The sequence below is a fragment of the Streptomyces sp. KM273126 genome (assembly GCF_004337435.2).
GTDB lineage: Bacteria > Actinomycetota > Actinomycetes > Streptomycetales > Streptomycetaceae > Streptomyces > Streptomyces acidicola.
The window spans coordinates 1,992,356-2,006,714 of sequence record NZ_SJXB02000001.1 but is presented as its reverse complement, the minus strand read 5'-3'; the positions used below and the strand labels follow the sequence as shown (position 1 = coordinate 2,006,714).

10 protein-coding genes are annotated in these 14,359 nt (G+C 69.6%); 5 read left to right on the top strand and 5 right to left on the bottom strand.

Annotated features, from left to right (window positions below; genetic code table 11):
- Positions 1 to 224: 224 nt before the first annotated feature.
- From E0500_RS08620 to E0500_RS08610, 3 genes are all read right to left on the bottom strand, one after another.
- On the bottom strand, positions 225 to 1,097 hold the full coding sequence (locus E0500_RS08620; protein ID WP_131558485.1) for a hypothetical protein: 873 nt from the start codon (positions 1,095 to 1,097) through the stop codon (positions 225 to 227).
- A gap of 194 nt (positions 1,098 to 1,291) precedes the next feature.
- Entirely contained in the window at positions 1,292 to 2,386 is a 1,095-nt protein-coding gene (locus E0500_RS08615) for a metallophosphoesterase (RefSeq protein ID WP_309505212.1), read from the bottom strand.
- A gap of 221 nt (positions 2,387 to 2,607) precedes the next feature.
- On the bottom strand, positions 2,608 to 3,720 hold the full coding sequence (locus tag E0500_RS08610; RefSeq protein ID WP_131558489.1) for a LacI family DNA-binding transcriptional regulator: 1,113 nt from the start codon (positions 3,718 to 3,720) through the stop codon (positions 2,608 to 2,610).
- Positions 3,721 to 4,137: 417 nt separating this feature from the next.
- Between E0500_RS08610 and hisC the strand changes: the two genes are divergently transcribed.
- The 3 genes from hisC (at position 4,138) to cydB (ending at position 8,314) form a co-directional block, all read left to right on the top strand.
- On the top strand, positions 4,138 to 5,217 hold the full coding sequence (gene hisC, locus E0500_RS08605) for a histidinol-phosphate transaminase (protein ID WP_131558491.1): 1,080 nt from the start codon (positions 4,138 to 4,140) through the stop codon (positions 5,215 to 5,217).
- Between the two features lie 563 nt (positions 5,218 to 5,780).
- On the top strand, positions 5,781 to 7,289 hold the full coding sequence (locus tag E0500_RS08600) for a cytochrome ubiquinol oxidase subunit I (RefSeq protein ID WP_131558493.1): 1,509 nt from the start codon (positions 5,781 to 5,783) through the stop codon (positions 7,287 to 7,289).
- 20 nt (positions 7,290 to 7,309) lie between these two features.
- Positions 7,310 to 8,314, top strand: a complete 1,005-nt coding sequence (gene cydB, locus E0500_RS08595) for a cytochrome d ubiquinol oxidase subunit II (protein WP_131558495.1) — start codon at positions 7,310 to 7,312, stop codon at positions 8,312 to 8,314.
- Positions 8,315 to 8,342: 28 nt separating this feature from the next.
- Here the strand turns inward: cydB and E0500_RS43625 are convergent, their stop codons facing one another.
- On the bottom strand, positions 8,343 to 8,570 hold the full coding sequence (locus tag E0500_RS43625; RefSeq protein WP_258573620.1) for a hypothetical protein: 228 nt from the start codon (positions 8,568 to 8,570) through the stop codon (positions 8,343 to 8,345).
- Here E0500_RS43625 and cydD point away from each other — a divergent pair.
- On the top strand, positions 8,475 to 11,918 hold the full coding sequence (cydD, locus tag E0500_RS08590) for a thiol reductant ABC exporter subunit CydD (protein WP_258573215.1): 3,444 nt from the start codon (positions 8,475 to 8,477) through the stop codon (positions 11,916 to 11,918). The two genes, E0500_RS43625 and cydD, sit on opposite strands and share 96 nt — an antisense overlap.
- A 262-nt stretch (positions 11,919 to 12,180) precedes the next feature.
- Positions 12,181 to 13,245 carry a M23 family metallopeptidase gene (locus E0500_RS08585; protein WP_131558498.1) on the top strand — a complete coding sequence of 355 codons (1,065 nt, stop codon included), beginning with the start codon at positions 12,181 to 12,183 and terminating at the stop codon, positions 13,243 to 13,245.
- Positions 13,246 to 13,362: 117 nt separating this feature from the next.
- Here the strand turns inward: E0500_RS08585 and E0500_RS08580 are convergent, their stop codons facing one another.
- Positions 13,363 to 14,253: an HAD family hydrolase gene (locus E0500_RS08580; protein WP_165934836.1), complete on the bottom strand. Its 891-nt coding sequence runs from the start codon at positions 14,251 to 14,253 to the stop codon at positions 13,363 to 13,365.
- Between the last annotated feature and the right edge of the window lie 106 nt (positions 14,254 to 14,359).

Here is a 14,359-nt window from a genome sequence, read left to right as displayed (position 1 = left end):
TTCATGATGGGGAGAGAACTGGGCAAGGGGTTGTTCGGGCGTGTGTCCGGGAAACCCGGCCGTGCCGCTGCCCTCACCCCAGTGCGGTTCTTCTTCGGCGGAGGCGTTTCGCTCGGCCGGCTTCACAGGCCGGCTCGTGGATCGGTCCTGGCCCATGGCGGGAGCGATGCTCCGGGAGGCCGCCGGGGCCGGAGTGCGGCTCCGGCATGGCGGTTCCCGGTGCGTCACTCCGGCTGGTTGTCCGGTCCTCCGAAGTCCGGGCTCGTGAAGTCCGGGCTGGAGAAGCCGGGGCGGCGGCCCGCGCCGGGGCCGCCCTCGGGGCTGCTGAAGCCCGGACGGTTGTAGCCGAGGTTCGGGATGCGGCTGGGCGGGGTGGACGGGACTGTGGGGCCCATGGCGGTGGCGCCCGGGTCGGTGAGGGCCTCGCGGAAGAACGGCATGATGCCGCGCTCCAGCAGGGCCTCCAGCCACGCTTCCCTCGCCCGGGTCACCTCGTCGTTCAACTCACCCTGGGCTCCGGCGTCCAACGAGGTGGCGCCGTTGCGCAGGGCGGTGAGGAGGAGGCCGACTGCGGCCACGAGGATGGCGGCCGCCGTGATCGCCCCGAAGACCCACCCGGTCGTGGTGAGGGTCTGGGCGATGCCCGGCTCGGGGTCGAGCATCTGCAGGACGTACCCCACGAGCAGGAAGATCGCCGCGGCGGTACCGGCAAGGACGGGAGCGAGGACGGCGACGATGGCTCCGGCGCCCGCCCCGGCCGTCTCGGTGGTCTCCCCCATGGTGGTCGCGAGCCCCACCGCGGTGCCGCCCGGCTCGGCCGAGCCGGAGGTGCCTTCGCGGGACGACGGGTTGGACGGCGCCGGATGGCGCAGTTCCTCGCGGACCTTGACGTAGTAGTCGTATTCGGTCGCCGCGGCAGCTGTGATGAGCCCGGTGGCGTTGAGCGCCATGGTGCGCAGCTGCTCCGGGTTGAGCCGCCGGCCGACTGCGGCGAGTTCCGGGCGGTGTGGTGCGGAGCGCAGCGCCTTGCCGAGGATCCGCTCGAAATCTTGGCGGTCCTCGCTCGGCAGGTGCTGCGGAACGCTGTTCATGTGCATCCCCCGATGCTCCGTAGGGCTTGTGGCTCGGCATGCTGACGAGCCGTCGGGCAGAAACGGAGGGGAGCCTGCTACGGATAAGCCGATGGTAGAGCGATGAAGGTACGCGGTGACAGGGGGTTTCCAGAAAATGGCCCCTGGCCAGCACAGTTCTTCTGCGGTGCTCCGTGGGGGGACACGTGCCCGGAGAACGTTCAGCTGTCCAACGGCAGTTGCTGGACCAGCAGCTTTCCGGCCATGGTCACTCCGCCGTCCATGGCGATGGCCAGTCCGTCCGCATAGATGTGCGGTCCGTCGACCACGGGCCCCGACTCGTCCTCGCCGTCCTCCGAGCCGACCTCGCCCAGGAGGTACGGGATGGGGCTGTGGCCGTGGACGATGCGCGTGCCGCCGTAGACGTCGAGGAGGGAGCGGACGGCGTCGGCGCCGCCCTCGTCGCGGAAGGAGAAGCGCTTGGTGAACTTGCGGAAGAGGTCCCAGACCTCGTCCGCGTCGTTGCGGGCGATGGTCTCGCGGACGGTGTCGTTGACCGCCTCGATGGAGTCGCCGTAGTCGAGATAGGCGGTGGTGTCGGAGTGCACCAGCAGGTGGCCGTCGACCAGCTCCATGGCGTCCAGCCGGGCCATCCACTGAAGATGGTGGTCCTGGAGGCGGTCCATGTCGGTCTTCTGGCCGCCGTTGAGCAGCCAGGCGGCGTGGAAGGTGGCGGTGCCCGCGCCGGAGTTGACGGGGGTGTCGCCGAACCGCTTGGCACCGAGCAGCAGCAGTTCGTGGTTGCCCATGAGGGCCTTGCAGTAGCCGCCGGCTGCGGCCGCCTCGGCGGACAGCCGCATCACGAGGTCGATGACGCCGATGCCGTCCGGGCCCCGGTCGGTGAAGTCGCCCAGGAACCACAGCCGCGCGGTGCCCGCGGACCAGTTGCCCTCGGCGTCGACGAGGCCCTTCTCCTGGAGCGCGGCGACCAGCTGATCGAGGTAGCCGTGCACATCTCCGACGACGTAGAGGCGACCCTGCCCGGTCTCGGGCTGGGCGGTCCCCGCGGCCTCGGGGACGACGGAGACCAGAACGGTGTCACCCCGGTTGATCACTGGCAGATCGCGCTGGGTGGGCGTGTACCCCTCGGGATAGTCCTCGGAGTCGTCGAGGGGTGGGACCACCTCGCCCGGGTGTGTGTCCTGCGCGTAGGGACCGGCCTCGTGGACGTACGCGGGTACGCGAAAATCGCGCACCGTCGGCGTCCGCACCTCGGGTCCCTGACCGGCCCCCTGAGTCATCGACTCCTCCACCACCATCGCCCGCATCTGCACCTGATCGGACTGCCTGGTCGTGGCGGCCCGCGGTGTCGTGCGCCCATCATAGGAATGCGGATCGCGCCATGTGATGACCCAGGGGTGGTGAAATGGCGCAGGACCCCGGTTCACCACGGTTTTCTCCCGAATTGGGCGGGGCTTTCCCCGCCCAGTTCCTCATCGGATCCTCGAAGGGCCCTCACCGGATCCTCGATCGGTGGTCACCCCTCCTCGGGTGACCGGGGCGGGCTGATGGTCGTGCGCGGCGAGCGTCGCTCGGAAGAGGTCCGCACGATCAGCTCCGTGGGTATCACCTGCTGAACCGGCTGGTCCGACTTCACTCCTTCGATGGCGTCGATGAGGAGCTGGACCACCGCCGTGCCGATCCGGCGCGGTTTCAGGGACAGCGTGGTGATGGGCGGCTCGGTGCTGGCGTACACGGTGGACTCGCTGCAGCAGACCAGCAGCAGGTCCTCGGGGACGCGCAGGCCGTATCGCCGGGCCGCGGCCAGCAGGTCCGTGCCGTTCGGGTCGAAGAGACCGTAGACGGCGTCCGGGCGGTCGGGCCGGGCCAGCAGCCGGTCGGCGGCCACTGCTCCGGCGCACGGATCGTGCGCCGGATAGGCCTCGTACACCGGATCCTGGCCGACTCGCTCGCACCAGCGCAGGTACGCGGTCGTGGACAGGTGGGTGTACGTGTCGGTCGTGGTGCCCGTCAGGAGGCCGATCCGGCGGGCGCCGGCGTCGGCCAGGTGGTCGAGGATGCCGAGGACGGCGGCCTCGTGGTCGTTGTCGACCCACGCGGCGACCGGGAGCGAGCCGGCCGGGCGGCCGTCGGAGACAACCGGTAATCCCTGGCGGACCAGCTCGCCGACCACGTGATCCTCGTCGGACGGATCGATGACCACGGTGCCGTCCAGGGCCACGTTCGACCACACGTCGTGGCGCGAGGTCGCGGGGAGGATGACCAGGGCGTAGCCCCGGGCGAGCGCGGCCGAGGTGGCGGCCCGCGCCATTTCCGCGAAGTACGCGAACTCGGTGAAGGTGAAAGGTTCATCCCCGTACGTGGTCACGGTCAGGCCGATCAGCCCGGACTTCCCGGTACGAAGTGTTCGGGCCGCGGCCGACGGGCGGTAGCCCAGCCGGTCGGCGACCTCACGGACATGGCGTCGGGTGGCGTCCGGGAGCCGGCCCTTGCCGTTGAGGGCGTCGGACACGGTCGTGATGGAGACCCCGGCTGCGGCGGCCACGTCTCTGATGCCCGCCCGGCCCGGCCGACTGCCTCGGCGGGGAGTGTCTGCCCGGCTCACCTGGTGCTTCCCTGCTGCTGTCATGGCGAGCCGATAGTAGGGCTCATGCGGTGGGGTAGTGCGGACGCATATGCGCTCGTTGACAGGTACGTTTCTGCAAGGTCAAACTCCATCAATTACCTTGGAACACAAGGGACTTGACCCAACGAATATCAGTAGGTGACTTGTCGGCGCGCACGGGCCTGCCAAGTAGCTCACGTCTCGAAGAGGTCTCAACTCACCTTCACGAGGGATGCGCGCCACGGCGCGAGCCACCGGCGCGTGTGGTTGAGAGCGGCGCGCCCCCCGTTTCGTACGCCTTCGTGCGGTGATCACTGTGCGACGTGCGTGACCGTTGGAGGCGTAGGGGACGGGGAGGCAAGGGGTTGTCCACAGGCCGTTCGCAGTGGGGCCGAATCCTCATAAAGTGAGGATCATTAGGTGTCGACGAGGAGGACTGCGGTGAGCGAGACGAGCCCCAAGCTGCGAGCCGAGCTGGACGGGATCCCCACCTACAAGCCCGGCAAGCCCGCCGCTGCGGGTGGCCCCGTGGCCTACAAGCTGTCCTCCAACGAGAACCCCTACCCGCCGCTGCCCGGCGTGCTGGAGAGCGTGATGGCGGCGGCCGGTTCCTTCAACCGGTACCCGGACATGATGTGCACGGCCCTGATGAACGAGCTGGCGGACCGCTTCGGGGTGCCGGTATCCCATCTGTCCACGGGCACGGGCTCGGTCGGCGTGGCCCAGCAACTGCTCCAGGCGACCTCCGGTCCCGGCGACGAGGTGATCTACGCCTGGCGGTCCTTCGAGGCGTATCCGATCATCACGCAGGTCAGCGGGGCCACCTCCGTGCAGGTGCCGCTGACGCCGGGCGAGGTGCACGACCTGGACGCGATGGCGGACGCGATCACCGACCGGACGCGGCTGATCTTCGTCTGCAACCCCAACAACCCGACGGGCACGGTGGTCCGCCGGGCCGAGCTCGAGCGGTTCCTCGACCGGGTGCCGGGCGATGTGCTGGTGGTCCTGGACGAGGCGTACCGGGAGTTCATCCGCGACACCGGCGTCCCGGACGGGGTCGAGCTCTACCGCGAGCGGCCGAACGTCTGCGTGCTGCGCACCTTCTCCAAGGCGTACGGCCTCGCCGGGCTCCGGGTGGGCTTCGCGATCGCCCACGAGCCGGTGGCGGCCGCCCTGCGCAAGACGGCCGTGCCGTTCGGAGTGAGTCAGCTCGCCCAGGAGGCGGCCATCGCCTCGCTCCGCGCGGAGGACGAACTCCTCGGCCGCGTCGGCGCACTGGTCTGCGAGCGTACGCGCGTCGCCGAGGGGCTGCGGTCGCAGGGCTGGACGGTGCCCGAGACCCAGGCGAACTTCGTATGGCTGCGCCTGGGCGATCGCACGGTCGAATTCGCCACGGCGTGCGAGCAGGCCGGCGCCGTCGTCCGGCCGTTCCCCGGTGAGGGCGCCCGCGTGACGATCGGCGAGCCCGAGGCGAACGACATCTTCCTGAAGGCTGCGGACTCGTTCCGCAAGGATCGGTAGCGTCGGCGACTGCGAGGGCGCTCCGCCGACTGAGAGGGTCCGTCGGCGGGGCGTCGGGTCGATGTCGTCCGTGGTGGCGTCGGGTCGACGCCATCAACGCTGGTGTCGGGGCGACGTCGTCGGTGGTGGCGTGGGGTGGCGGGCTGGGCGCCGGTGGTTCTGGGGCTGTCAAGGTGTGACGAGTTCCACACGGGTCGGGTCGTCGTCATGCGCGGCGTAAGGAGACGCGGGTCGCGTCGGCGTGGCCCAGCACCTTGCACGGGCCTGTGAAGAGGCGGTCGTTGCCCCGCGAGCCCGGCGCGGGCCGGCAGTGAGGGCGAGTCGGCCGCCGGGGGCTGCAGCTTCGTCCCGGTGCTGCGCACGGGACGTGGATTGGCCAATCTGTTGAAGTTGCCGCAGGGGGGTTGACTCAAAGAGGGAACCCCCCCTTGGGGCGCCGCAACGGCATGCCGCATAATGGCTTGTGAATGTGAACGCGTTCACAAGCTGCCCGGTTGCTCCCGAGGTATGGGTGACACAACGGGCGAAACTGCCGCCATGACCACGGCATGTAAGGAGAAGACGTGGACATCGCTTTGGCGCCGGAGACTCTGGCGCGATGGCAGTTCGGCATCACCACCGTCTACCACTTCCTCTTCGTCCCCCTGACGATCTCGCTCGCCGCGCTCACCGCGGGACTGCAGACCGCTTGGGTCCGCACGCAGAAGGAGAAGTACCTCAGGGCCACCAAGTTCTGGGGCAAGCTCTTCCTGATCAACATCGCGATGGGTGTCGTCACCGGCATCGTGCAGGAGTTCCAGTTCGGCATGAACTGGTCCGACTACTCACGCTTCGTCGGCGACGTCTTCGGTGCTCCGCTGGCCTTCGAGGCCCTGATCGCCTTCTTCTTCGAGTCGACCTTCATCGGCCTGTGGATCTTCGGCTGGGACAAGTTGCCGCCGAAGATCCACCTCGCCTGTATATGGATGGTCTCGATCGGCACGATTCTGTCCGCGTACTTCATCCTCGCGGCCAACTCGTGGATGCAGCACCCGGTCGGCTACCGGATCAACGAGCAGAAGGGCCGCGCCGAGCTGACCGACTTCTGGCTCGTCCTGACCCAGAACACCACGCTGACCCAGGTCTTCCACACCCTCACCGCTGCCTTCCTCACCGGCGGCGCGTTCATGGTCGGCATCGCCGCCTACCATCTGGCCCGCAAGAAGCACATCCCGGTGATGAAGACCTCGCTGCGGCTCGGCCTGGTCACCGTGGTCATAGCCGGCATGCTCACCGCGATCAGCGGCGACCTGCTCGGCAAGGTCATGTTCAAGCAGCAGCCGATGAAGATGGCGGCGGCCGAGGCCCTCTGGGACGGTCAGGCGCCCGCACCCTTCTCGGTCTTCGCCTACGGAGACGTCGACAAGGGCCACAACAAGGTCGCCATCGAGATCCCGGGTCTGCTGTCCTTCCTCGCCAACGACGACTTCGACTCGCACGTCCCCGGCATCAACGACGTCAACAAGTCCGAGCAGCAGAAATACGGGCCCGGTGACTACCGGCCCAACATCCCCGTCGCCTACTGGGGCTTCCGCTGGATGATCGGCTTCGGCATGACGTCCTTCGCCCTCGGCCTGGTCGGACTCTGGCTGACACGCAAGAAGTTCCTGCTGCCCCAGCACCTGCGGGTGGGCGATGACGAGGTGCCCCATCTCGTGCTGCTGCCAGGGAAGGCCCTCGGTCCGACCCTCACCAAGTGGTACTGGCGCGTCGCGTTCCTCACCCTGGGCTTCCCTCTGATCGCCAGCTCCTGGGGCTGGATCTTCACCGAGATGGGCCGCCAGCCCTGGGTCGTCTACGGCGTGCTGCGCACCCGCGACGCGGTCTCCCCCGGAGTCTCGCAGGGCGAGGTCCTCACCTCGATGATCGTGTTCACCACGCTGTACGCAATCCTCGCCGTCGTCGAGGTCAAGCTGCTCGCGAAGTACGTCAAGGCCGGGCCGCCCGAGCTCACCGAGGCCGATCTCAACCCGCCCACGAAGATCGGCGGAGACTCCCGTGACGCCGACAAGCCGATGGCCTTCTCCTACTAGGCCGAGGGAGCTGCACAGTCATGGAACTTCACGACGTCTGGTTCGTCCTCATCGCGGTCCTGTGGATCGGCTACTTCTTCCTGGAGGGTTTCGACTTCGGGGTCGGCGTCCTCACCAAGCTGCTGGCCCGGAACCGCCCGGAGAAGCGGGTCCTCATCAACACCATCGGACCCGTCTGGGACGGCAACGAGGTCTGGCTGCTCTCGGCGGCCGGTGCCACCTTCGCGGCCTTCCCCGAGTGGTACGCCACGCTCTTCTCCGGCTTCTACCTGCCGTTGCTGCTCATCCTGGTCTGTCTGATCGTCCGCGGAGTCGCCTTCGAGTACCGGGCGAAGAGGCCGGAGGAGAGCTGGCAGCGCAACTGGGAGACCGCGATCTTCTGGACCTCGCTGCTCCCCGCGTTCCTCTGGGGTGTGGCCTTCGCCAACATCGTGCGCGGGGTGAAGATCGGCTCCGACCTGGAGTACGTGGGCAACGTCGCGGACCTCCTCAACCCGTACGCTCTCCTCGGCGGTCTGGTCACACTGTCGCTCTTCACCTTCCACGGGACGGTGTTCGTCGGACTCAAGACTGTGGGGAACATCCGCGAAAGGGCGCGCAAGCTCGCGCTGCGCGTCGGCTTGGTGACAGCCGTGCTGGCGCTCGTCTTCCTGCTCTGGACGCAGGCCGACAAGGGCGACAACACGTCGCTGGTCGCACTGATCGTGGCGGTGGCCTCGCTTGCTGCCGCGCTGGGGGCGGCTCAAGTGGGCCGTGAGGGTTGGGCGTTCGCACTGTCGGGTCTCACTATCGTGGCGGCGGTCGCGATGCTCTTCCTGGTGCTGTTCCCGAACGTCATGCCGTCCTCGCTGAACGCGGACTGGAGCCTCACGGTCACCAACGCCTCGTCGAGCCCGTACACCTTGAAGATCATGACCTGGTGCGCGGGGATCGCCACACCGATCGTGCTGCTCTACCAGGGCTGGACGTACTGGGTGTTCCGTAAGCGCATCGGTACGCATCACATCGCCGACGCCGCGCACTGAGTCCGGCAGGGAGGTGTGTTGCGCGGTTTCACGTGAAACACACCTCCCCGGGCCGAAGGGCATGTTTCACGTGAAACGTGCCTGCTGAGAAGAGGGTGTGTTTCACGTGAAACCGATCGACCCGCGACTGCTCCGGTACGCCCGTGCCACCCGCCTCTTTCTGGGAGCGGTTGTCGGCCTGGGCGTTGCCGGGGCTGTTCTCGTCATCGCGCAGGCGATGCTCCTTGCCGAAGTGGTGGTCGGTGCTTTCCAGCATGGGATGGGTGCCTCCGAACTGCGCACCCCCCTGCTGCTGTTGATCGTCGTCGCATGTGGCCGGGCGCTGGTCTCCTGGCTCACCGAACTCGCCGCGCACCGTGCGAGTGCCGCGGTGAAGTCGGAGTTGCGGGGGCGGTTGCTGGAGCGGGCCGCCGCGCTGGGGCCCGGCTGGTTGAGCGGGCAGCGCACGGGTTCGCTGATCAACCTCGCCACAAGGGGCGTGGACGCCCTCGACGACTACTTCTCGCGCTACCTGCCGCAGTTGGGGCTCGCAGTGGTCGTGCCCGTGGCGGTGCTCGCGCGCGTCGTCACCGAAGACTGGGTGTCGGCGGCCATCATCGTCGGCACGCTGCCGCTGATCCCCGTCTTCATGGTGCTGATCGGTTGGGCCACGCGCTCGCAGATGGACCGACAGTGGCGGCTGCTGTCTCGGTTGTCCGGGCACTTCCTGGACGTGGTCGCCGGGCTGCCGACACTCAAGGTGTTCGGCCGAGCCAAGGCGCAGGCCGAGTCGATCAAGCGGATCACTGGCGAGTACCGCCGAGCGACCATGCGGACGCTGCGGATCGCGTTCCTGTCCTCTTTCGCGCTGGAGTTGCTTGCCACGATCTCTGTCGCGCTGGTCGCGGTGACCATCGGGATGCGGCTCGTGCACGGCGAGATGGACCTGTACATCGGATTGGTGATCCTCGTCCTCGCGCCTGAGGCGTATCTGCCGCTGCGGCAGGTGGGGGCACAGTTCCACGCGGCCGCCGAGGGACTCGCGGCGGCCGAGGAGATCTTCGAAGTGCTGGAGACGCCCGTGCGGGCCTCCGGCTCGCTGCCCGTGCCGTACGGCGGGGTTCGCTTCGAGGGCGTGACCGTCCGGTACCCGGGTCGGTCGTACGACGCGGTCGCGGACGTGACCTTCGAGGTCGCGCCCGGGGAAACGGTGGCTCTGGTCGGGCCGAGCGGTGTGGGCAAGTCCACCCTGCTGAATGTTCTGCTGGGTTTCGTGGAGCCGACTGCGGGGCGGGTAGGGATCGGGGGCGCCGACCTGGCCGGCCTCGATCTGGAGGAGTGGCGCTCACGGGTGGCCTGGGTGCCGCAGCGGCCCCATCTCTACGCCGGGACCATCGCCGAGAACGTACGACTTGCGCGGCCGGACGCGCACGACGGGGACGTGCGGCGGGCCCTCACCGATGCGGGAGCGCTGGACTTCGTCGACGCGCTGCCCGCCGGGCTCGACACGGCCCTGGGCGAGGACGGCGCCGGTCTCTCCGCCGGGCAGCGCCAACGGCTGGCCCTGGCGCGGGCATTCCTCGCGGACCGGCCCGTCCTGCTGCTCGACGAACCGACGGCTTCCCTCGACGGGGAGACCGAGGCGGAGGTCGTGGACGCCGTACGGCGGCTCGCTGCCGGCCGGACCGTGCTGCTGGTGGTGCACCGGCCGGCATTGCTGGAGGTGGCTGATCGGGTGGTCCGGCTGGAGCCCGAGACAACCGCCACGGTTTCCTCTGCGCCGCGGACCGGAGGGTCACGGACGGACATGCGAGCCGAGGATGCAACCCCGCTCCTCACTCGCGAGGAGGAGCTGCCGCTGGAACGGCATCACTCCGTGCTGACCCGCGTCCGTGCCATGGCCGGCCCTCGTCGCGGTCGCCTCGCGCTTGCCCTGCTGCTGGGCAGTCTCGCACTCGGCAGTGCCGTCGGCCTCATGGCGACCTCCGGCTGGCTCATCTCGCGGGCGTCCCAGCAGCCGCCGGTGCTGTATCTGATGGTCGCCGTGACGGCCACACGGGCGTTCGGGATCGGGCGGGCGGTGTTCCGGTACACGGAGCGGCTCGTGTCGCACGACGCCGTGCTGCGGATGCTGGCCGACACCCGGGTGGCCGTCTACCGGCGGCTGGAGCGGCTGGCGCCCGCGGGCCTGCGGCGCACCCGGCGCGGGGACCTGCTCTCGCGGCTGGTCGCGGATGTGGACGCGCTGCAGGACTACTGGGTGCGGTGGCTCCTGCCGGCCGGGGCCGCGATCGTGGTGTCGGTCGCCTCTGTCGGGTTCACCGCATGGTTGCTGCCCGAGGCCGGTGCCGTACTCGCCCTGGGACTGCTCGTGGCCGGTGCCGGGGTTCCGTTGGTCACCGGAGCCGTGGCGCGGCGCGCCGAACGCCGGCTCGCCCCCGCCCGCGGCACGCTGGCCACCCGTGTGGCCGATCTGCTCACCGGGACCGCCGAACTGACGGTGGCGGGCGCCTTGCGCACACGTACCGCCGAGGCGCGTCGGGCCGACGCCGAGCTGACCCGGATCGCGTCCCGTGCCGCTACCGCCACCGCGCTGGGCGACGGGCTCACCGCACTCGTCACCGGGCTCACCGTGGCCGCCACCGCGTTCGTGGGGGCGCAGGCGGTCGCCGACGGCCGGCTCGGCGGAGTCGTGATGGCCGTAGTCGTCCTCACTCCGCTCGCCGCCTTCGAGGCCGTCATGGGCCTGCCTCTCGCCGTGCAGTTCCGGCAGCGGGTGTGCAAGAGCGCGGAGCGTGTGTACGAGGTGGTGGACGCCCCCGATCCCGTACGCGAGCCCGAACAGCCCGTGCCCGTTCCGCAGTCGCCGTTCCCTCTCGTTCTCAGGGGGCTCGCCGCCCGGCATGCCGAGCAGGACCGGGACGCGCTCGCCGGGATCGACCTCACCCTCGACCAGGGCCGCAGGATCGCCGTGGTCGGCCCCTCGGGATCGGGCAAGACGACACTCGCGCAGGTGCTGTTGCGGTTCCTGGACGCGCATGAGGGGACGTACACACTCGGAGGAGTGGACGTCTATGCGCTCGAAGGGGATGCCGTACGGCGACTCGTCGGGCTGTGTGCCCAGGACGCGCACCTCTTCGACAGCTCCGTGCGTGAGAACCTGCTGCTGGCCCGAAAGGACGCCACGGAGGCGGAGTTGCGGGACGCGCTCGAACGGGCGCGGCTTCTGGACTGGGTCGACGGACTGCCGGACGGGCTCGACACCCTCATCGGTGAGCACGGGGCGCGGCTGTCCGGCGGCCAGCGCCAGAGGCTTGCCCTGGCTCGTGCCCTGCTCGCCGATTTCCCCGTTCTCGTCCTGGACGAGCCCTCGGAACACCTCGATCTGGCGACCGCCGACGCGCTCACCGCGGACCTGCTGGCCGCGACCGAGGGCCGTACGACGCTGTTGATCACCCATCGACTGGCCGGGCTGGAGGTCGTGGACGAGGTCGTCGTTCTCACGGAAGGGCGCGTCGTGCAGAGGGGTCCCTTCGCGGCACTGGCCGCGGAGGACGGCGCGTTGCGGGCGATGGTGGAGCGGGAGAGGGCGGGGGAGCTGCTGGCCGGCGCGCAGGGACGCTGACGGTCGCGACTGGCGATGGCGATGGCGATGGGCCGGAGGGCGGCGGGCGACGGGCCGGCGGGCGCGGCGGGCCGGCGGTCGCGAAGGTGCCGGGACGTCGCGTGAGGAGTGCGCACACGTCCGCTGGCAAGCCGCCGTGCGGGAATCCCTCGTTTCGGTCCCCTGTTCGGCTCAGCGTGCCTGGTCCATTCGTGGCACCCGATCCCCCAGCCGTACGACTCGAACAGGACCTCGCGTCTCGGAGGGCGCCACGATCGCTGGCATGCGTTCATCTTGTCGACGTCACTCATTGCTCGTCCCGGCGCTGTTGTGCGCCTGCGTGGTCCTCGTCGCGCAGCCGACGGCTGCCGAGGGCGACAGCCGGGGCGTGCAGGCCTCCGGTGCCTCCGAGCCCGGCCCCCGGGTGGCGCGGCTGTACCAGGAGGCGGCCGCGACGACGCAGCAGTACGAACGGGTGCGGCGCGAAGCCAAGGTGCGGCGGGCGGAGGCACAGCGGCTGCAGAAGCTCCTGGCGCGCGAGCGGCAGCAGGTCAAGGCGCTGCACAAGGACCTCGGACGGATCGCACGTGCCCGGTACCGCGGGGGCGGGGGACTGCCCTCCACCATGCGTCTGCTGCTCGCGGACACTCCCGAGGAGCTTATGCGCGGCCACCGGGTCGTGTGGCAGACGGACCTGGCGATCGACCAGAGGGTGGCCAGGAGCCTCCGCGCGGAGGCGCGGCTCGCGGCCGACGAGAAGCAGGCGGCCGCCGAGTCGCGGAAGCTTCAACGGCGGAACGCCGAACTCGCCAAGAAGAAGCGGGCGATCGAGAAGAAGCTCGAAGACGCGCAATGGAGGCTCCAGAGACAGGCGGACGCTTCGGCGGCAGCCGGTGCCTGCCGGAAGGCCACCCGGCTGGACCAGCCGGACAGGGGTTCCAAGCGCGGGTGGGTCGCGCCTGTGGAACGGTACGCACTCTCCGCGCGCTTCGGCGGAAGCGGTGCGCGCTGGGCGAGCCGGCACACAGGGCAGGACTTCGCGGTGCCCATCGGAACACCGGTACGGGCAGTCGGGCAGGGACGGGTCGTGGGGGTGTCCTGCGGGGGCGCCTTCGGCATCCAGATCGTCGTCCGGCACACCGACCGTGACTACACGCAGTACGCCCACCTCGCCGCCGTCGCCGTCAACCCGGGCGAGCGGGTGGCTCCTGGCCAGTGGATCGGACAGGCGGGCACGACCGGCAACTCCACCGGTCCGCACCTGCACTTCGAGGTACGGAGCACACCGGAGCTGGGGTCCGGGGTCGATCCGGTGCCGTGGCTGCTGAAGCACGGTGTGAAGCTCTAGATGTGAAGCAGTAGAGAAGTACGGCGTCGAGCTCTGCGACGGACGGGGACCAACGGTGACGCACCTGGGCCAACGGTCGTCTCCCGCCGCGACCGATGGCCCCGGGCCGGGCGGCCGCTACGCCTGCGACCGCTCGGCCTGCAACCGCTCCGCCACGATCCGCTCGATCACGACAGCGACTCCGTCCTCGTTGTTGGCGACGGTCTGCCCCGAGGCCGCGGCGATCACATCGGGGTGCGCGTTCCCCATGGCGTACGACCGGCCCGCCCATGTCAGCATCTCGACGTCGTTCGGCATGTCCCCGAAGGCGACGACCTCCTCGTGGGAGATGCCGCGCTCGGCGCAGCACAGCGCGAGCGTGCTGGCCTTGGAGACGCCGGGGCCGCTGATCTCCAGCAGCGCGCTGGGGCTGGAGCGGGTGATGGTGGCCCGGTCACCGACGGCGATGCGAGCGGTGGCGAGGAAGTCGTCGGGGTCGATCTCGGAGTGGTACGCGAGGATCTTGAGCACCGGCTCGTCGGCGGCGACCCCGTCCGGCGCCAGCAGCTTCTCCGCGGGCGCGAGGGTGTCGGGGATCTCCATGTGCAGCTTCGGATACCCCGGCTCCTGGTGGAAGCCGTAGGTCTGCTCGACGGCATACACGGTTCCCGGCGCGGCCGCGCGCAGCAGTTGTACCGCGTCGAGCGCGTTCTCCCGCATGAGCTCGCGGATCTTGACGAAGCGGTGGGTGCCGGGACCGCCGTGCAGGTCGACCACAGCGGCACCGTTGCCGCAGATCGCCAGGCCATGTCCGTGGACGTGGTCGCTGACGACGTCCATCCAGCGGGCCGGGCGGCCGGTGACGAAGAAGACCTCGATGCCCGCCTCCTCGGCTGCCGCGAGAGCGGCGACAGTGCGCTCGGACACCGACTTGTCGTCGCGCAGGAGTGTGCCGTCGAGGTCCGTGGCGATCAGTCGGGGCGGGACGGTCGGGGCCGGGGTCGCGGGCTGTCTCGTCGCTGAGGTCACGGACTCATTCTCGCGCATATGCCTGCACGCCAGTGCGGGGGTCCGCACGGGTGAGTGATTCTGCCCCCTCAGGGGCGTGACCGTGACTCCGATGACCAAGGTCCTG

Bases quoted from the DNA above. Each gene is read 5' to 3' on its own strand.
- cydB (WP_131558495.1), top strand. From the start codon at position 7,310: ATGGAACTTCACGACGTCTGGTTCGTCCTCATCGCGGTCCTGTGGATC.
- E0500_RS08585 (WP_131558498.1), top strand. From the start codon at position 12,181: ATGCGTTCATCTTGTCGACGTCACTCATTGCTCGTCCCGGCGCTGTTG.
- E0500_RS08610 (WP_131558489.1), bottom strand. From the start codon at position 3,720: ATGACAGCAGCAGGGAAGCACCAGGTGAGCCGGGCAGACACTCCCCGC.
- E0500_RS08620 (WP_131558485.1), bottom strand. From the start codon at position 1,097: ATGCACATGAACAGCGTTCCGCAGCACCTGCCGAGCGAGGACCGCCAA.
- E0500_RS43625 (WP_258573620.1), bottom strand. From the start codon at position 8,570: ATGCTGGAAAGCACCGACCACCACTTCGGCAAGGAGCATCGCCTGCGC.